Annotated in this window: 14 protein-coding genes; 4 read left to right on the plus strand and 10 right to left on the minus strand. The window is 53.3% G+C overall.

What is annotated here, in order from left to right:
* Positions 1-39: 39 nt before the first annotated feature.
* The 3 genes from MUG06_RS12215 to MUG06_RS12225 all read right to left on the minus strand — a co-directional run bounded on the left by MUG06_RS12215 (position 40) and on the right by MUG06_RS12225 (position 2888).
* Entirely contained in the window at positions 40-1134 is a 1095-nt protein-coding gene (locus MUG06_RS12215) for a YncE family protein (RefSeq protein ID WP_243078751.1), read from the minus strand.
* 331 nt (positions 1135-1465) lie between these two features.
* Positions 1466-1777: a hypothetical protein gene (locus tag MUG06_RS12220; RefSeq protein WP_243078752.1), complete on the minus strand. Its 312-nt coding sequence runs from the start codon at positions 1775-1777 to the stop codon at positions 1466-1468.
* 154 nt (positions 1778-1931) lie between these two features.
* Positions 1932-2888: a LysR family transcriptional regulator gene (locus tag MUG06_RS12225; protein ID WP_243078753.1), complete on the minus strand. Its 957-nt coding sequence runs from the start codon at positions 2886-2888 to the stop codon at positions 1932-1934.
* An 85-nt stretch (positions 2889-2973) separates the two neighbouring features.
* Here MUG06_RS12225 and MUG06_RS12230 point away from each other — a divergent pair, with 85 nt between their 5' ends.
* The gene (locus tag MUG06_RS12230; RefSeq protein WP_243078754.1) at positions 2974-4044 is read left to right on the plus strand and encodes a tartrate dehydrogenase; all 1071 of its coding nucleotides are present in this window, start codon (positions 2974-2976) and stop codon (positions 4042-4044) included.
* A 15-nt stretch (positions 4045-4059) separates the two neighbouring features.
* Here MUG06_RS12230 and MUG06_RS12235 read toward each other — a convergent pair whose 3' ends face one another.
* From MUG06_RS12235 to MUG06_RS12250, 4 genes are all read right to left on the minus strand, one after another.
* A complete protein-coding gene (locus MUG06_RS12235) occupies positions 4060-5391 on the minus strand; it encodes a glycoside hydrolase family 28 protein (protein ID WP_243078755.1) in 1332 nt (443 codons plus the stop codon).
* Positions 5392-5515: 124 nt separating this feature from the next.
* Positions 5516-6331, minus strand: coding sequence for a carbohydrate ABC transporter permease (locus MUG06_RS12240; protein WP_215847847.1), 816 nt, complete (start codon positions 6329-6331; stop codon positions 5516-5518).
* On the minus strand, positions 6331-7203 hold the full coding sequence (locus tag MUG06_RS12245; RefSeq protein ID WP_243078756.1) for a sugar ABC transporter permease: 873 nt from the start codon (positions 7201-7203) through the stop codon (positions 6331-6333). The genes MUG06_RS12240 and MUG06_RS12245 overlap by 1 nt, the downstream gene beginning before the upstream one ends.
* Before the next feature lie 57 nt (positions 7204-7260).
* Positions 7261-8598, minus strand: a complete 1338-nt coding sequence (locus tag MUG06_RS12250) for an extracellular solute-binding protein (protein WP_243078757.1) — start codon at positions 8596-8598, stop codon at positions 7261-7263.
* Between the two features lie 529 nt (positions 8599-9127).
* Here MUG06_RS12250 and MUG06_RS12255 point away from each other — a divergent pair.
* Positions 9128-9727, plus strand: coding sequence for a GNAT family N-acetyltransferase (locus MUG06_RS12255; RefSeq protein WP_243078825.1), 600 nt, complete (start codon positions 9128-9130; stop codon positions 9725-9727).
* 12 nt (positions 9728-9739) lie between these two features.
* Entirely contained in the window at positions 9740-10831 is a 1092-nt protein-coding gene (gene ugpC / locus MUG06_RS12260) for a sn-glycerol-3-phosphate ABC transporter ATP-binding protein UgpC (protein ID WP_243078758.1), read from the plus strand.
* Positions 10832-10892: 61 nt separating this feature from the next.
* Here ugpC and MUG06_RS12265 read toward each other — a convergent pair whose 3' ends face one another.
* Both MUG06_RS12265 and MUG06_RS12270 read right to left on the minus strand, forming a co-directional pair.
* Entirely contained in the window at positions 10893-12011 is a 1119-nt protein-coding gene (locus tag MUG06_RS12265) for an ROK family transcriptional regulator (RefSeq protein ID WP_215847851.1), read from the minus strand.
* A 12-nt stretch (positions 12012-12023) separates the two neighbouring features.
* Positions 12024-12890, minus strand: a complete 867-nt coding sequence (locus tag MUG06_RS12270; RefSeq protein ID WP_243078759.1) for a BadF/BadG/BcrA/BcrD ATPase family protein — start codon at positions 12888-12890, stop codon at positions 12024-12026.
* A gap of 287 nt (positions 12891-13177) precedes the next feature.
* On the opposite strand from MUG06_RS12270, the gene MUG06_RS12275 reads away from it, so the two are divergent.
* A complete protein-coding gene (locus tag MUG06_RS12275) occupies positions 13178-14326 on the plus strand; it encodes a Gfo/Idh/MocA family oxidoreductase (RefSeq protein ID WP_243078760.1) in 1149 nt (382 codons plus the stop codon).
* Between the two features lie 95 nt (positions 14327-14421).
* Here the strand turns inward: MUG06_RS12275 and MUG06_RS12280 are convergent, their stop codons facing one another.
* The gene (locus tag MUG06_RS12280; RefSeq protein ID WP_243078761.1) at positions 14422-15660 is read right to left on the minus strand and encodes an MFS transporter; all 1239 of its coding nucleotides are present in this window, start codon (positions 15658-15660) and stop codon (positions 14422-14424) included.
* Positions 15661-15796 lie beyond the last annotated feature (136 nt).

Consider the following 15796-nt stretch of genomic DNA (forward strand, 5'->3'; position numbering starts at 1 on the left):
CAGCGTCCTTGTCATCAGGCGGCAGCGATGCCGCCTTTTTTATTTCAGTGCGATACGCGCCACGCTGTCAGGACCTTTGGTGCTGTGGTCCTTGTTAAACTCTTGCTTCACAGTAACGTAAAGCGTCTGTCCATCCGGCGACACGAACAGGCTGTTTGGATGGCTGTCGAATGACCAGCTGTTTTTCACCGCGTAAGTGGTGGCATCCAGTTGCAGCACTTTCTTCGATTCACGCTGGCTGATGTAGATCTCATTGCGCTTAGCATTGAACTTAATGCCCAACGAATCACCGAGATCCAGGCGCTTGATCACTTTACCGCTGCGCTCATCAAACACCAGTGTGTTCTTCGCTTTAGAGTTGTCCGTCACGAACAGACGGCCGGTAGCCGGATCTTCTGCCATGTTCAGGAACAGATACTCTTTGCCATCGCCTGCGGTCAGACGTTTTTCAATTTTGTGGCTGCGCGGATTGATCACCAGGATTTCGCCGCCGCCGTTCGCTGCGTAAATACGATCAGTAACGGATGAGTAGATGATACCAGTGACCCATTTGCCGGCATTTTTGATGCGGGTTTTCAGCTTCATGGTTTTGGCATCAACCACCCAAATCACACCCGGATCGCCTACCCCGCCGATATAGAGCTGGCCTTCGTGCCAGAAGATTTCACGCGCGCCAAACGGGAAGCCCTTGTCGTTTCTCTCGCTGAACATCAGACGCTTCAGCACTTTGCCGTTTTCTGGATCGATTTTAGAGATGCCACCATCCAGCGAGTTGGTCGCGTACAATGCGCTGCCGTCTGGATCGATCAACATGCCGAAGTTTTTCAGATCGGTATGCGCTTCGCCGGTGGTTTTCAGCGTAGTTGCATCCAGACGATAAATCATGCCGCCGCTGACATCTTTGAAGCCCTGCGCGCTGGCAACGTAAAGCGCGTTTTTCGCTGGCAGATAGGCCATTTCATACAAACCATCGCCCAGCTCGCGCTGTGTCAGGTTGGTATCGGCTGGTGCTTGTGCGGCTGCTGCTACCGGTTCTTCGGCTTTTTTCGCAGGCGTCTGGCAAGCAGTCAGGCTAAAAGTCGCGGCAACGGCCAGCGCGAGCGCGGCTTTATGCGAGCTGAACAAAGATTTCATTCTTAACTCCATCAATGGACGAACGGCTCCCGTCAGGCCGCAGCGCGGCGGGAAATATAAAAAGAATGAGAATCATACGCATTAGTAAAAAATATGTAAACGCAACGCGTTAGCCTTACGTGCCTGATCTACCCGGCTTTTCCACAGCGGAACAGCAAAATCACGCACTTGCGAATCCGCATGCGCAGTAGTCAGCGAGAGTGCACAGCAAGGGTCAATATCACGGATGCAGATAAGCAGAAAAATATCGGCGAGGGTTAAAAGGTGAGGAATGATGCGTGGGATAGATACAGCGGGTCACAGGTTATTATGACCCTGTCCAGTGCGTTGCTTAACGTCGCTTACCGCGATCAACAGAGGCTGACCAACTGAAATCGTTGACTTCACTGGCTGCCATTGAAGAGGGTTTCTTTCTGCGGGCCGGTTTTTTGGCGGTGCGTTCGGCTTTCTCTTTTTCGCGTGCCAACTTAGCGGTCATCACCACTTCGCGTGCTTCTGCGCTGAGCTCTTTCTCTTTTTTGCTGTCCGGCTCTTTGCCTGACTTAGCGCGATATTTTTGCATTAGCGCCTGCAATGCTTCGTCAACTTCAACACGTTCCGCTGTGTTGAACTGATCGATAGAAATCATTTTCTTGTCGTTCATAAGATCCACTCCGTTATGATGCGTGCTCCCAGTGTAGAGGAAAGCGCCACTATTAACGGCTTAATTCGTCGCAGAACACTAAAAAGCTGCAAGCTATGATTACCAACAATTCACTACGTAGAACGTGAGGCGATCGCACCATTGCGCCAGCACCTCATCTAACAGGATGATTCTGCGCCTCCTGCTGTTGTCCCTGAAGATCCGCTGCTAGCCTGAGCTGCATAAAATCCACAAATGCATGAATACGCGCCGGAAGCTGGCGCTGCGCCTGCCAGACAGCAAAAATATCGCCATCGGGCGCGTGCCATTCAGGCAGCACATGCAGCAAGTCTCCGCGATGGATGCTGTGTTGCGCATCCCACCATGAACGCAGCAAAATCCCGTGACCATCCAGCGCCATGCGCATCGCCACTTCGCCATCATTGGTGATCAAGCTTCCGCGTACTTTTTGATTCAGGCTCTGTTCACCCGAGACAAAACGCCACAAGGCAAAATCACTCTCATACTGACGCAGCAAGATGCAGTTGTGTTGGGCGAGTTCGCTAATCGATTGCGGTAAACCCTGTTTTTGGGCGTAAGCGGGTGAGCAGCACAACACGCGCGGATTGGTATGCAGTTTACGCGCTACCAGCCGCGAATCGGGCGGTTCGCCGACGCGAATATCCACATCCACCTGCGCATCCAAAAAGTTAAGCGGCTGGCTACTCAGTTGCAGCGACAGTGACAAATGCGGATGCAGGGCAGCAAATGCCGAGACGCAAGGCGCAACGTAGCGACGTCCAAAGCCGAAAGAGGCGTTGATGTTGAGCGTGCCGCGTAACTGTTCGGTTTCGCCGCTTACTGCTTCTTCCAGCGCCATGAGTTGATCTAACAGCGGACGCGCACCGTCGAAATAACGCCTGCCTTCCACTGTCAGCTCCAGCCGCCTCGTGGTGCGACGCAATAACTGCACGCCTAGCCGTTGTTCAAGCAGGCTAAGACGTTTGCTGACTGCCGCCAGCGATAAACCCAATTCGCGTGCCGCTGCCGTCAAACTGCCCAAACTGGCAATACGAATAAAAAAGGCTAAATCGTCGGTCGATGTACGGGATTCTCTACTTTGATTCAACATTGGCTTAATTTTCAGGCTAATTATTTCCTCAAGATGCACAGTTATACTGTGGCTATAACTCAAACAGCAAATCCAAAGGTACCCTATGTCAGACAAAATCCATCGTATTGCGGTTATTCCCGGAGACGGCATCGGTAAAGAGGTGATGCCAGAAGGCATTCGCGTTATGAACGTGGCGGCAGAGAAATTTAATATTCCGCTGCGCTGGGAGTGGTTTGACTACGCCAGCGCCGAGTATTGGCAGCAGCACGGAAAAATGTTGCCGGATGACTGGTTTCCGCATCTCAAAACCTTTGATGCCATCTACTTTGGCGCAGTGGGTTGGCCGGACGTTGTTCCCGATCACGTGTCGTTGTGGGGTTCGCTGTTGCAGTTCCGCCGGGAATTTGATCAATACGTTAACCTGCGTCCTGTGCGCCTGATGCCCGGAGTGAAAGCGCCGTTGGCGAATCGCGAACCGGGTGATATCGACTTTTATGTAGTACGTGAAAATACCGAAGGCGAATACTCCAGCGTAGGCGGCACCATGTTCCCTGGTACCGATCGCGAAGTGGTGATTCAGGAAACGGTGATGACGCGGGTCGGCGTCGATCGCATTCTGAAATTTGCTTACGAACTGGCACAGCGTCGTCCGAAGAAGCATCTCACTTCCGCCACCAAATCGAACGGTATTGCGATCACCATGCCCTATTGGGACAGCCGCGTTGAAGCAATGAGCGAGCATTACCCTGAAGTCAACGTCGACAAGTATCACATCGATATTTTGACCGCTAACTTTGTGCTGCATCCTGACTGGTTTGATGTGGTGGTTGCCAGCAACCTGTTTGGCGACATCCTGTCAGATCTTGGTCCCGCCTGCACCGGCACCATTGGCATTGCGCCTTCCGCCAATATCAACCCTGAAGGCAAATTTCCCAGCCTGTTCGAGCCGGTTCATGGTTCTGCCCCTGACATTGCCGGCAAAGGCGTTGCCAACCCGATTGGACAGATTTGGTGTGGCGCAATGATGCTGGAACACCTTGGCTATAAAGAGGCGGGCGACGCCGTGCTCAACGCGATTGAGCGTACGCTGGCTGCGGGGAAAAACCTGACACGCGACCTTGGTGGCAGCGCCAGCACCGAAGAACTGGGTGCTGCTATCGCCGCCGCGCTCTAAGCTGCTCTGTCACGGTTATTCCGTTAACACCCGCACGCTATCGGGATGCCAGCCTGGCGGTAACGGTGAAGGCCGTTCAATCGCCAGGTTATGCAACTGAAGATTCTCTACACCACGCGCATACAGTCCTGGTAAACCGCCGGGATAACGCTCTACGCCAAATGCTTCACCGGTCTCTGGGTTGAGCTTGTAGGCGTTATCCAGTCCCATGCCTGTCGGTGAAACGGGGTTACAGGGTGGACGCACGTCATAATAGCCTTGCTCAACCTGCGCCACGGTTTGCCTTAACTGAACCTGGGTAATCAACACATCACGGATCCAACCCGGCTGCGCGGCGTGCAGATTGATCGCGCCTTCAGCGACGCCGCTGACGTTAGCAAATTGCAGTTGCTCAACGATCCCGGGTTGAATCAGGGGATCGCGCGAGCGCACCGAAACAAACAGCGGATCTGCTTTGCCCCAGTGACACGGCGGTGCGTAATGGCAAGCAAAAGTGAGATTGCTGAACAGCAGACGTCGCATCGCGCCGCCGTCACGCGACAAAATACCAATGCCGCGATTCGAGTCAAAAATAGTGCAGCCGGTCACGGTGACATCTTCAATATCATCCCAGGTTTCGGTGCCAATTTTGAAAGCGCAACTGTAGGAGCGCAGCAAACAGTTCGTGATCATGATTTGCCGCGCGGGACGACGCAGCGATGCCGGTTTGTGGGTAGTTTTAATGCAGATTGCGTCATCGGCTGCGCTTAAATAACTGTTGCTGACGAAGACGGCTTCACAGCTGTCGATATCCAGCGCATCAGTATTTGGCATGGTCATGCTGTTATCGATGGTTAAGTGATCGATATGTACGTGGCGGCAGCTGACTAAATGCACGGTCCACATCGGTGCCTGTACAATGCTGAACGCCTCGAGCGTGACCTGCTCACAGGCTTCAAACACGATAATGCGCGGACGATCGGCTAAGGGCAGACGATAGCCCTGATCGTCGCGTTCCGCAGCAAACCAGGCTTCACCATCACCATCAATGCAGCCTTTGCCACTGATAGTGATGTTGCGGCGGTTCAGCGCGTAGAGCAACACGTTATGTGACTTCTCAGCGCTGCTTTGTGCTTGAATGCCTTGATAATCTGCAACGTCGCGGCTGGCGATTAACACCGCGCCCGCCTCTAAATGCAGCTCGAAATTTGAGGGTAAGGTTAGCGTGCCGCTGCGATAGCGACCTGGTGGAATCGTCAGGCATCCACCGCCAGCGGCCATAACGTGATCGATAGCGCGTTGCAGCACTGCGGTGTCGAGGGTTTCACCATCAGCGGCGGGATGAAAATCTGCCAAAGAAAGGGGCATCGTGCGTCTCCCGAAAGGTTAAAGAAGAGGAATTGCAACACGCTTCGGCGCAGCGCACCTTTGTCTGGTCGCCACCGCACCGATTTGGGTGACTTAATGGCTGTTTTGTGCGATGTCTCGCAAATTACTTCACCGCGCCCTCGGTCACGCCACTGATAAATTTGCGCTGGAAGATCAGGAATACCGCCACCAACGGCAAAATCACAATCATCGCGCCCGCCATCAGCACGGGAATATCGATGGTGTTTTTGTTCTGAAAGAACATCATGCCGATCGGCAGCGTACGCAACTCATCTTTGTTGACCAGAATCAGCGGGATGAGGAACTCATTCCACGTCCAGATAAACAGCAGCAGCGCCAGCGTCGACAACGTCGGCCAAATGGCTGGCACCAGAATGCCCCACAGAATTTTCACTCGCGATGCACCATCCATAACCGCAGCTTCAACCAGCTCCTTCGGTACCTGCTGAAAGGCGCTGGCAATCATCAACGTGGTAAAGGGCAGCGACAGCGCGATTTGCGGCAGGATCAGCGCCAGATAGGTATTGGTTAGCCCCATCCAACGCAGCTCATGATAGAGCGGAATAATAAAGGCTTCACTCGGCAGCACCATGCCCAACGCCAGCATTGCAGCGATCAGTTTTTTGCCGGGGATTTTTAGCCAGGCAAAACCAAATCCAGCCAAAATGCCCAGCAGAATGCTGCACAGCACGACCGGGATCACCACCAGCACCGAGTTAAAAAAGTAGATGTTAAAATGGCCTTGCTGCCAGGCGGTGACATAATTTTTGAAGTTGATGGAAGCGGGCAGCGTGAACACGCCCTGAAACAGTTCCATCTGCGTTTTGAATGAGGTCATTAATGCCATGATAAAAGGCAGAATGGTCATCAGCGCCACAATCCAGATCAGCGTGCGGGAGATTACCGGTGTGCTGCGCATCAGTAACGCTCCTTTAAAGCCAGATGAATAAGGTAGTTAATGATCAACACAATCATCATGCTAAACACGGCCACCGATGAGGCGTAACCGAAATAGTGCAGATCGAAACCCTGCTTATACATAAAGATATTGGTGACCATGGTTGACGTTCCCGGCCCGCCTTGCGTCATCACATAAACCAGATCGAAGGCTTTTAGGCTGGCGATCACGGTCAACAGCAGTGCAATACGCAGCTCAGGACGTAGGCCTGGCAAGGTGATGCGCAAGAATTTTTGCCGACGGGATGATCCATCTAAATCGGCCGCTTCCAACAATGAGGGATCCATACGCTGCAAGCCCGCCATAAACAGCACCAGACAAAAACCAAAGAAATACCAGGTAGCGACCATGCCAACGGCGGGCAGTGCCCAGGTAAAATCACCCAACCACGAGAGGGCTAATTGTGGCAAGCCTATGGCGCGTAACACCTGATCGATGGGGCCAAAAGCCGGATTGTAGAGCCAGCGCCACACCACGCCCAACACCGCCATCGGCATGATATAAGGCAGGAAAAACAGGATACGCAGCACGCTGCGCTCTTTGTTATTGCGGGTGTCGTAGAGAAAGCTGCACAGCAACAAGCCAATGCTGATGGGCAGCAGCGTGTAAAACAGCATTAATACCGCATTGTTGCCCAACGCCACCCAAAATATCGGATCGCTGAACATGCGCATATAGTTGCTGATACCGGTAAAAATCGGCAGCGACGTGCCATCCCATTCGGTAAAACTCACACCCAACGACGCCAGCAGCGGTAATAACAAAAACACCGCATAAACCAGCACCGCCGGCAGAAAATAGAGAAAATTACGCCAACCGCTTTGATTCAACATAACCGTACTCGTGGTCAGAACAACGATCTGGCCCGACGCAGAGCCGGGCCGCTCAGCTTACTTTTTCAGAGTTTGCAGGTAACGCTGATAGTTGTTATCGAAATTGTTCACCATCTGATCGGCAGTTTGACGCCCGCCCAGCAGCAGTTGCACATTCTGATTCAACTCGGCGTTCATGGTTGGCGTAGCCCAGTCCACGTAATGCCCTAAACCATCATGGGCGTTAAGCGTTAACCAAACCTGATAAGCTTCAGCCAACAGCGCATTATCCGCTGGCATTTTGGCCTCTTTGTTGGTGCTGGCGGGCAGGAAGCCCACGCTTAACCAGCGGTTTGCCATGGTGTCTGAAACCATGTAATCGATGAATTTCGCGGCCGCATCTTGCTGCTCTTTGCTTTTAGCCGTGCTGGTAACAGAGAAAGCTAAATCGGTGCCGCCCACCATTAAGGCATGCTGCACGCCCTCGCCCGCTGGCATGGCAGCAAAATGAATATCTTTGTTGTCTTTAAACTGGCCGAGATACCAGGTCCCGCTGATCAGAAAAGCTGACTGTCCATTTTGGAACAGCGTAGCGGCATCATCATGACCAATGCCTTGAAAACCCGGGAAAAGATAGCCTTTCTCATTCCAGCTTTTCATCATATTGGCGGCTTTGACCAGCTTGTCATCTTTAAAGGTGCCGCCCACGTCGTAGATCAGATCATCCAGTTTTTTACGATCGCTGCTTTCAATTTGCGCCTGCCAAATCGTGCTGAGCAGCTGCTGACCCATGTTGCCATCCAGCAAGCCCAGCATCATCGGTGGAACGCCCTGCTCTTTAAGCTTCGCCATCGCGCTTTCCAGCTCAGGCAACGTTTTTGGCACTGCAATGCCCGCTTTATCCAGCAGCGCTTTGTTGTAATAGAGGCCGACCATTTCACCGAGGCTCGCCACGCCATACAGTTTGCCGCTGCCGAAGTCGCCGCTGTCGGACCAACGGTTACGTTTGAGAATGGAATCGGGGAAGCGCGTGGTCCAGCCGTCGCTGCTGGCATAGCTGTCGAGTGGCACCAGCAGTTTATCTTTCACCAGCGAACCCATATCGCCACCGCCTTGATTGACCTGCGCGATCTGCGGGCCGTCACCGGCCGTTAATGCCAGCTTGAGCGGGATGCGCGTATCTTCAAACGAGTGAACCGAGCGATTGATCACAATGCCAGGATTCTGCTGCGAAAACGCTTTAATGCCCTGATCCACCGCTTCGGTCTGCTGCGGATAGTTGTAGATATCCCATTCATTCAGGGTGACGGCGGGTGCAGCATATGAAACGCTGCTCACCAGCAGGCCCGCCGCTATCAGGCGCGACAGCGCACGCACATTACGGATTCGGAACGAACGAACTGAGGAACTAGACATAATGCTCGGTTTCTCCATCACAGAACGGGCATCCCTTCATTTCACCGTCTGCCAATCCCGCAGACTGAAGCCGCACAGAAATTGCACTCCCACATACTTACTTTAATAAAAAAATAAAGTAAAACAGACGATACGGAGATACGTTGAGTTGTGAACTTGCGCAAATAAACACCATCACGTCGCCCTTACACGTCGTGTGTACTGGTTAACGGCAACACAACCGATGAAAAAGCAACCATCCGCGTCAATTATCAGCATCTTATCTCGTACTTATCACATCAAAATAACCCCATGATAAAACATATGAAAATCCTATCACGCTCACATTTCCGACGTTTAATCACGCCTTAAATGCGCCACAGACGGCGCAGCATGGGCGTGTCAGCGATCACAGATGTACTCGCCGTTGCGCTATAAACATTGCTTCCGGTCCCACTCCTGTGCGACAAGGTAATTATTCCATCTTGAAAACTAAGTCAGCTTTCATTAACGTAAAAACTGTTCATCTCCTGACCAACGAGAAACGATGATGGCGAATCAACCTGTTATTCGTCCGGCAACCCCAGCGGACTTCCCGGCGCTTTACCGCATCTGCCTGCAAACAGCGAATGCGGGAACCGATGCCAGCGCGCTTTATGCCGATCCTGAATACCCTGGCCAGCGCTTTGCAGTGCCTTATGCACGCTTCGCGCCTGACTTTGCTTTTGTATTAGAGAGTGAAAATGAAGTGATGGGCTATGTGGTGGCTGCGCCAGACACACGCGCTTTTGAAGCGCAGTTAGCGGCTGAATGGTGGCCGGTCTTGCAGCAAAAATACCAGCATCGCCAGCCGGTTGCGGCATTCGATAGCAAAATACTCGACAGCATTAACCATCCCGACGCAGCTGCCGAACAACTGGTAAAACACTGGCCCGCGCATCTGCATATCAACCTGTTACCGCCGGTGCAAAAAGGCGGCTGGGGACGCAAATTAATCGAGCATGAACTGGCGGCGCTGCGCGCTGCGGGCGTCAACGGCGTGCATCTTGGCGTGAGCCTGCAAAATGAGCAGGTTTGCGCTTTCTATCAGCGCCTGGGGTTCAGTCACATCGTGCGCAACAACGCCATTTATATGGGCCAGTTACTCTGAGTGAGGTAGTTCATGACCAGCCTGCGCTTGCAGAATGTTAAAAAGTCGTATGAGCACGTTAACGTCATTCATGGCATCGATCTCACGATCAACAGCGGCGAATTTGTGGTCTTTGTCGGCCCTTCAGGCTGTGGTAAATCTACCTTGCTCCGTATGATCGCCGGGTTAGAAGAGATCAGCAGCGGGCAGTTATTGATTGAAGAAAAAGAGATGACGCACCAGCCTGCAACCGAACGCGGAATTGCGATGGTGTTCCAGTCTTACGCGCTCTACCCGAATATGACAGTGCGCGGTAACCTGGCCTATCCGCTTGAGGTGATGAAAAAGCCGAAAGCGGAGATCGCCAAAGCGATTGAACAGACGGCGGCGCGTCTGCATCTGACCGAATTACTTGATCGTCTGCCGCGCGCCTTATCGGGCGGGCAGCGGCAGCGTGTGGCTATTGGGCGCGCCATCATTCGTCATCCACGCATCTTCCTGTTTGATGAGCCGCTCTCCAATCTGGATGCTGAGCTACGTTTGCAAATGCGTATTGAAATTGCGCGTCTGCATACCTCGCTGGGCAACACCATGATTTACGTGACGCACGATCAGCTGGAAGCGATGACGCTGGCGGATCGCATCGTAGTGCTGCGTCAGGGACGCATTGAGCAAGTCGGCGCACCGCTGACGCTGTACAAAGATCCCGACAACCTGTTTGTCGCCGGGTTTATTGGCTCGCCAAGAATGAACTTTCTGGCGGCTGAAATCAGTGCGGTAGGTGATGGTGAATTGCAGTTACGCGTGCCGGAGCTGAATATCAGCGATTTGGTGCTAAAGATTACGGCGCCGTGTCGTGAAGGGCAGCAGCTCAAGCTGGGTATTCGTCCCGAACACTTTCAGCCCGTTGAACAAACCGCACCAGCATTGCAGTTTGAAAGCGAGTTGTCCTTTAGCGAGCTGCTCGGCCACACCAACTATCTCTACCTCGATATTGGTCGCGAGCAGATGTTAGTGGTGGAAGAGCGAGAAACGCATCAGCGTGAACTGGGTGCACGGGTGCGGCTGGGCATTTCAGCAGTGCATTGCCTGCTGTTTGATGAACAAGGCCAGCGTCTGCGTTAAACCGCAGCCTGAAAACATGACGTAAAAAAGGGCGCCGGGGCGCCCTTTTACCTTCTGAGATTCAGGTGACGGGCTCTTCATCGGCCTCGGCAGCCAGCAGATCAAGCAGCTTATTGATGGCGAAGCCTGCCGCACCCAACGCCCACATGCGATTTGATTCGGTCAGGAACTGCAATGGCGTCATTTGCGGCGTCAACTTTAAGCGATAGGCCTGAAAACTTTGGGTAATGTGATCAAGCAGAATACGTGATGCCATGTGCGGCTCCATCGCCAGATAAACCACGTCGGGATCGTAAGCCACAGAGAGGTTTGCCAGCGAAATGCCCAGTTCACGCCCTGCTTCTTCGAGCGCCGCTAAAACATCAGGCGTAGGCCGTAGATCTAATGCCTGTAACGTCAGCGCCTCGTCCTGCTCGTCGCGGGCCACACGCTGCAAAATGGCTTTAGAAGAGGCAACCTCCTCCAGCAGACGCATCGAGCCATCCCCGAGCAGCGCGTTACCAATCTCACCCGCTTTGCCGTGGCGTCCGCGATAAAGCTGACGATTCAAGACAATCCCCGCACCAATCCCTTTGCCATAAGTCGCGATAATCGCGGATTGTGCCGTGCCCAGCTGACCAAACACCAGCGCCGCCATCGCCATCGCGTTAGCGTCGTTTTCAATGAAAACCGGCAGAGAAAAACGCTCTTCTAAAAGCCGTGCGATGGGAACGTTATCCCAGTCCAACACTTTGGAGCGAATACAGTAGCCGTTTTCGGCATCCACCAGCCCCGATAACGCCAGGCCAATGGCACCAACGCGTTTCCCTTCTACACTGCGCAGGAATTTTGCCAGCGCATCACCGAGTTGGCGTGGCGTCATAGCACCCGACGGCATTTGCTGTTCACCCAGCAGATTGCCGTTGAGGTCGGTCGTCACGATCAGGTTGCGTTCGGCGTTGAGCTGAATTCCAATTACGCTGGCGCGATCGGGATTAAGACCCAGCAGAGTTTTAGGACGGCCCATGGAGACGCGGCGTAAACCCAGCTCCTGCACCACTTCCTGAGCCAGTAAGCGATTAGTGGCTTGTGATACCGTTGACATGCTGAGTCCGCTGCGCACTTTCAGATCGGATTGACTAATAGGAGCATTTTCAACAATCAGACGCAGGATGCGTGCGGTAACGTTCGGCGCGGTCATAAATCCCTTATGTTATCGATTAACGCGTTGAGCCAGGCTTATAGCACCTGCTAGCGCATCGCATTGCGGGGCCACCAACAGCGCCTGAATGTCTTCAGCAAGCCAGGTTTGAATCGGCTCGGCGAGTCCGCCCATCAGCGCTAAGCGCCCGGCGCTCAAGGTGGTTAGGCGGCGCACCATCAAGCCGATATCGTCAGCGGTCTGTTGCAATAACGAACGCGCATGCGCATCACCCGCGTCAGCCGCTGCGAAGACAGGCGGCACAACGCGAGCCCAGTCAGCGGGAACAGCATTACGCGTCCACAGCAGCATGGTTTCCGGGCTGCGATCAAACTGCGCCATCAGGCTGTCGGTAAAATCGGTTTTTGGAATAATGTCTTCGTGGGCCAGCAGCGCCAGTCGCAACGCACGGCGTCCTAACTCGGCACCAGAACCTTGATCGGAAAGCGCAAAACCCCAGCCGCCAAGCAGTGTGAAGTGTTCACCATCCCAGGCGGCACCCTGGCTGCCGGTGCCGATGATAAATACCGCACCCGGCTCTCCCGCGTGTGCACCCGCACAGGCAATTTCTACATCACTTACTACCTGCAACGCGGCACACGGCGGTTGCCAACTCGCTAGCCGTGCTTTAACCGACGCGACATTCGCACCCGCCAAGCCTGCGACAACGGTGGTTTGTGTCAGCGCCTGCGAAGGTAATCCAGCTTGAGCAATAACCTGGGCAATAAGCTGTTCGGCGCTTTTCAACGCCGCATCATAATCTGACCAAACGTTGGCGGGGCCGCCAATGGCTTCTGCTAACACCGTGCCGTTCGAGGTGAGTCGTGCACGGCATCGTGTACCGCCGCCATCAATGCCAAGGAGATAGTGTGATTGCACGCGCTTCCTCCCGCCTCCACCGTTTTTAGGGTTGTTTCATTAATGACCGAACGATAGGGGAAAAAAACTTAAATCGCAATAACAAATAAATATGGCAAAGAAAAAATACAGATTAATCATTATAAAACAGTATATTATCAAAAATCACTCTTGTAACGCTCGCAGCAAGTTATTGACATTAGTTTTTCTATCGTAATAAGTTGATGGTCAGATTATCAGCAGCTGCGATGATTCAGCGGCGAGCTTCCACTCTTCAATGTTCAAGAATTTTCCGTCAGGGGTTTAACATGAAAGTAGGCATTATCGGTCTTGGCTTTCGCTTGTCCCATGTAGTGAAAGAGTTCAATAAAGCCGATTCATCATTTTCGGTTGTCGGCTACTGCGATCCAGCCCCCGCCGGGCTACCCAATCTGCACAGTTTTGGCATCGATCCTGGTAAAGCATTTGATTCTATTGAAGCGCTATTGCAGCACGGCGGTTTTGATCTGCTGTTGGTGGGTTCGCCCAATTTCCTCCACCTTGAGCATGTCGGCAAAGCGCTGGCTGCCGGTTTTACCGTGTTTACCGAAAAGCCTGTGGTAATCAATGAAGAACAGACCATGGCGATGGCGAAGCTGGTTAATCAGTATGGCGAGAATAAAATTTTGGTCGGTTTGGTGCTGCGCTATTCGCCGCTGTATCACGATTTGCTGGCGGCGCGCGATGACCGTCGATTAGGTGAAATTACCTCCATTGAAGCGACCGAGCATATCAAGCCTTATCACGGTGCGTTCTTCCAGCGCGACTGGCGTCGTCTGGAGAAATACGCCGGCCCGTATATCCTGGAAAAGTGCTGTCACGATATCGATCTCTACCAAGGCCTCATGGGTGAACGCCCGGTACGCGTAGCCAGCTTTGGTGGACGCAAATCGTTTACGCCGCAACACGCCCCACAAGGTGCGGTGACTGCAGATTCAGAGGTTTATCACGTGAAACCCAGCGGTTGGTCCAGCACCGATGCCGTGTTTGATAGCGATGCCGATATCGTCGATTACCAAACGGCGATCATTGAGTATGCCAGCGGCGCAACGCTGGCTTTTCACGCCAACCTCAACGTACCGGACGAGTTTCGTCGGTTCTGTGTAATGGGAACGGATGGCATGGCGGAAGGCGACTTTGTACGTAACTATTTCCGCGTACACAATGCCCGAACCGGCGAAAAGGAAGTGGAAACCGCTTACAGCGGCAATGCCTACGACGGACACTACGGTGCCGACGCCTTAATGGCTGAAGAGATTGTGAAACACATTAAACAGGGAACGCCACTGAAAGTTTCGGTGGTGGACGCGCTGGAAGCGGGACTCACCGCCATTAAAATCGATGAGGCTCGCAAAACCCGCAGCGTAGTGGATATGACAACAAGCTGGAATACTTTTGACGCCAACCTGGGAAAATAGGCGGCATGTTTTGCCTCCCCTGACGCACGCTTTTCTCCGCGCACGTCAGGCTGCAGTTACTGGACTCTCACTCAACCGGCCTTAAGGCCGGTTTTTCATGGCACCGTTTCATTTTCCAGCTTTTGTCGTTTACGCAAATGTGGGAATAACTTCATCCACAATGCCACCACAATCAGCGTACCGATGCCGCCAATCGCAGCGGCGGGCGCAGCACCCAACCAGGCGGCCAATAAGCCCGACTCAAACTCACCCAGCTGGTTAGAGGTGTTAATAAAGATAGCGTTGACGGCGTTGACTCGGCCGCGCATATCGTCTGGTGTATCAAGTTGCACCAGCGATCCGCGAATCACCATGCTGACCATATCGAAGCCGCCGAGCGCCGCTAATGCAATCAACGACAACCAGAGCTGGCTCGAGAGCGCAAATACCAACGTCGCCACGCCGAAACCCGCCACCGATCCAAACATAATCATGCCGACGTTCTTTTCCAGCTTGTTACGGCTCAGCCATAAACCGACTAATAGTGCACCGATGGAAGGCGCACCGCGCAACATGCCTAATCCCCAAGGTCCGGTATGCAGGATATCTTTGGCAAAAATCGGCAGTAGCGCAGTGGCACCGCCCAACAGCACGGCAAACAGATCGAGCGAAATCACACCCAATACATCTTTGCGCTCACGGATAAAGTGAATACCAGCAAACAGGTTTTTCATGTTCATCGGCAGCCGAACTTGCGGTGGACGCTCGTAGCGCAAACGGCTCACCAGAATCAATGAGATCAGATAAAACAAGCCTGAGACGCCATACACCACATCGGGACCCGCAACGTAAAGCAAGCCGCCCAAAGTCGGCCCGACGATGACCGCTGCCTGGCCGCCAACCGCATTAGAAGCCATGGCACGCGCTAACATCGACGGTGGCACCAGCGCTGGCAGCATGGATGACATAGCCGGCCACTCCAGAGCTTTCGCTACCGAAATCATAAAGACCAATCCCCACAATGCGGTTTTATCCGCCCAGTGGAACAGCGTTAGCATCACCAGCGCCGCTAATGCCGCGAACTCAATCAGCTGACCACAGAGCACAATTCGGCGGCGATCAAACTGATCGGCTAAATGTCCGGCAGGCAAGGCCAATAATACCGAGGGCAAAAACTGCATGAGTCCAATCATACCCAACGCTAACGCGCTGTTGGTGAGCGCGTAAATCTGCCAGCTGATCGCCACCGAAAACATCTGAAAACCAAACGACGAGCAGGTTCGAGCCAGCCAGAAAGCCACAAACGCGCGATGTCGCAGCAGCGAATCTTCCGCTGCCGATGCCATAAATCCCATTTTTCCATCCCATTTTTAAGTGGCCTAAAACGGCCTGTCCCGCGTCGTTGCACGGTGTTCTGTGTGGCGCAGCCGCACCTTGTCATGCTTTTACTCAGCTTTAGGGTGCGTGAAAATAGCCTGCCAGGCAACGGCA

The sequence above is a fragment of the Pantoea sp. MQR6 genome, from assembly GCF_022761075.1.
In the GTDB taxonomy this organism is placed as follows: domain Bacteria; phylum Pseudomonadota; class Gammaproteobacteria; order Enterobacterales; family Enterobacteriaceae; genus Pantoea; species Pantoea phytostimulans.

Excerpts from the sequence above, each read along its gene's own strand:
- MUG06_RS12215 (WP_243078751.1), bottom strand. The coding sequence starts at position 1,134 with ATGAAATCTTTGTTCAGCTCGCATAAAGCCGCGCTCGCGCTGGCCGTT.
- MUG06_RS12220 (WP_243078752.1), bottom strand. The coding sequence starts at position 1,777 with ATGAACGACAAGAAAATGATTTCTATCGATCAGTTCAACACAGCGGAA.
- MUG06_RS12225 (WP_243078753.1), bottom strand. The coding sequence starts at position 2,888 with ATGTTGAATCAAAGTAGAGAATCCCGTACATCGACCGACGATTTAGCC.
- MUG06_RS12230 (WP_243078754.1), top strand. The coding sequence starts at position 2,974 with ATGTCAGACAAAATCCATCGTATTGCGGTTATTCCCGGAGACGGCATC.
- MUG06_RS12235 (WP_243078755.1), bottom strand. The coding sequence starts at position 5,391 with ATGCCCCTTTCTTTGGCAGATTTTCATCCCGCCGCTGATGGTGAAACC.
- MUG06_RS12240 (WP_215847847.1), bottom strand. The coding sequence starts at position 6,331 with ATGCGCAGCACACCGGTAATCTCCCGCACGCTGATCTGGATTGTGGCG.
- MUG06_RS12245 (WP_243078756.1), bottom strand. The coding sequence starts at position 7,203 with ATGTTGAATCAAAGCGGTTGGCGTAATTTTCTCTATTTTCTGCCGGCG.
- MUG06_RS12250 (WP_243078757.1), bottom strand. The coding sequence starts at position 8,598 with ATGTCTAGTTCCTCAGTTCGTTCGTTCCGAATCCGTAATGTGCGTGCG.
- MUG06_RS12255 (WP_243078825.1), top strand. The coding sequence starts at position 9,128 with ATGGCGAATCAACCTGTTATTCGTCCGGCAACCCCAGCGGACTTCCCG.
- ugpC (WP_243078758.1), top strand. The coding sequence starts at position 9,740 with ATGACCAGCCTGCGCTTGCAGAATGTTAAAAAGTCGTATGAGCACGTT.
- MUG06_RS12265 (WP_215847851.1), bottom strand. The coding sequence starts at position 12,011 with ATGACCGCGCCGAACGTTACCGCACGCATCCTGCGTCTGATTGTTGAA.
- MUG06_RS12275 (WP_243078760.1), top strand. The coding sequence starts at position 13,178 with ATGAAAGTAGGCATTATCGGTCTTGGCTTTCGCTTGTCCCATGTAGTG.
- MUG06_RS12280 (WP_243078761.1), bottom strand. The coding sequence starts at position 15,660 with ATGGGATTTATGGCATCGGCAGCGGAAGATTCGCTGCTGCGACATCGC.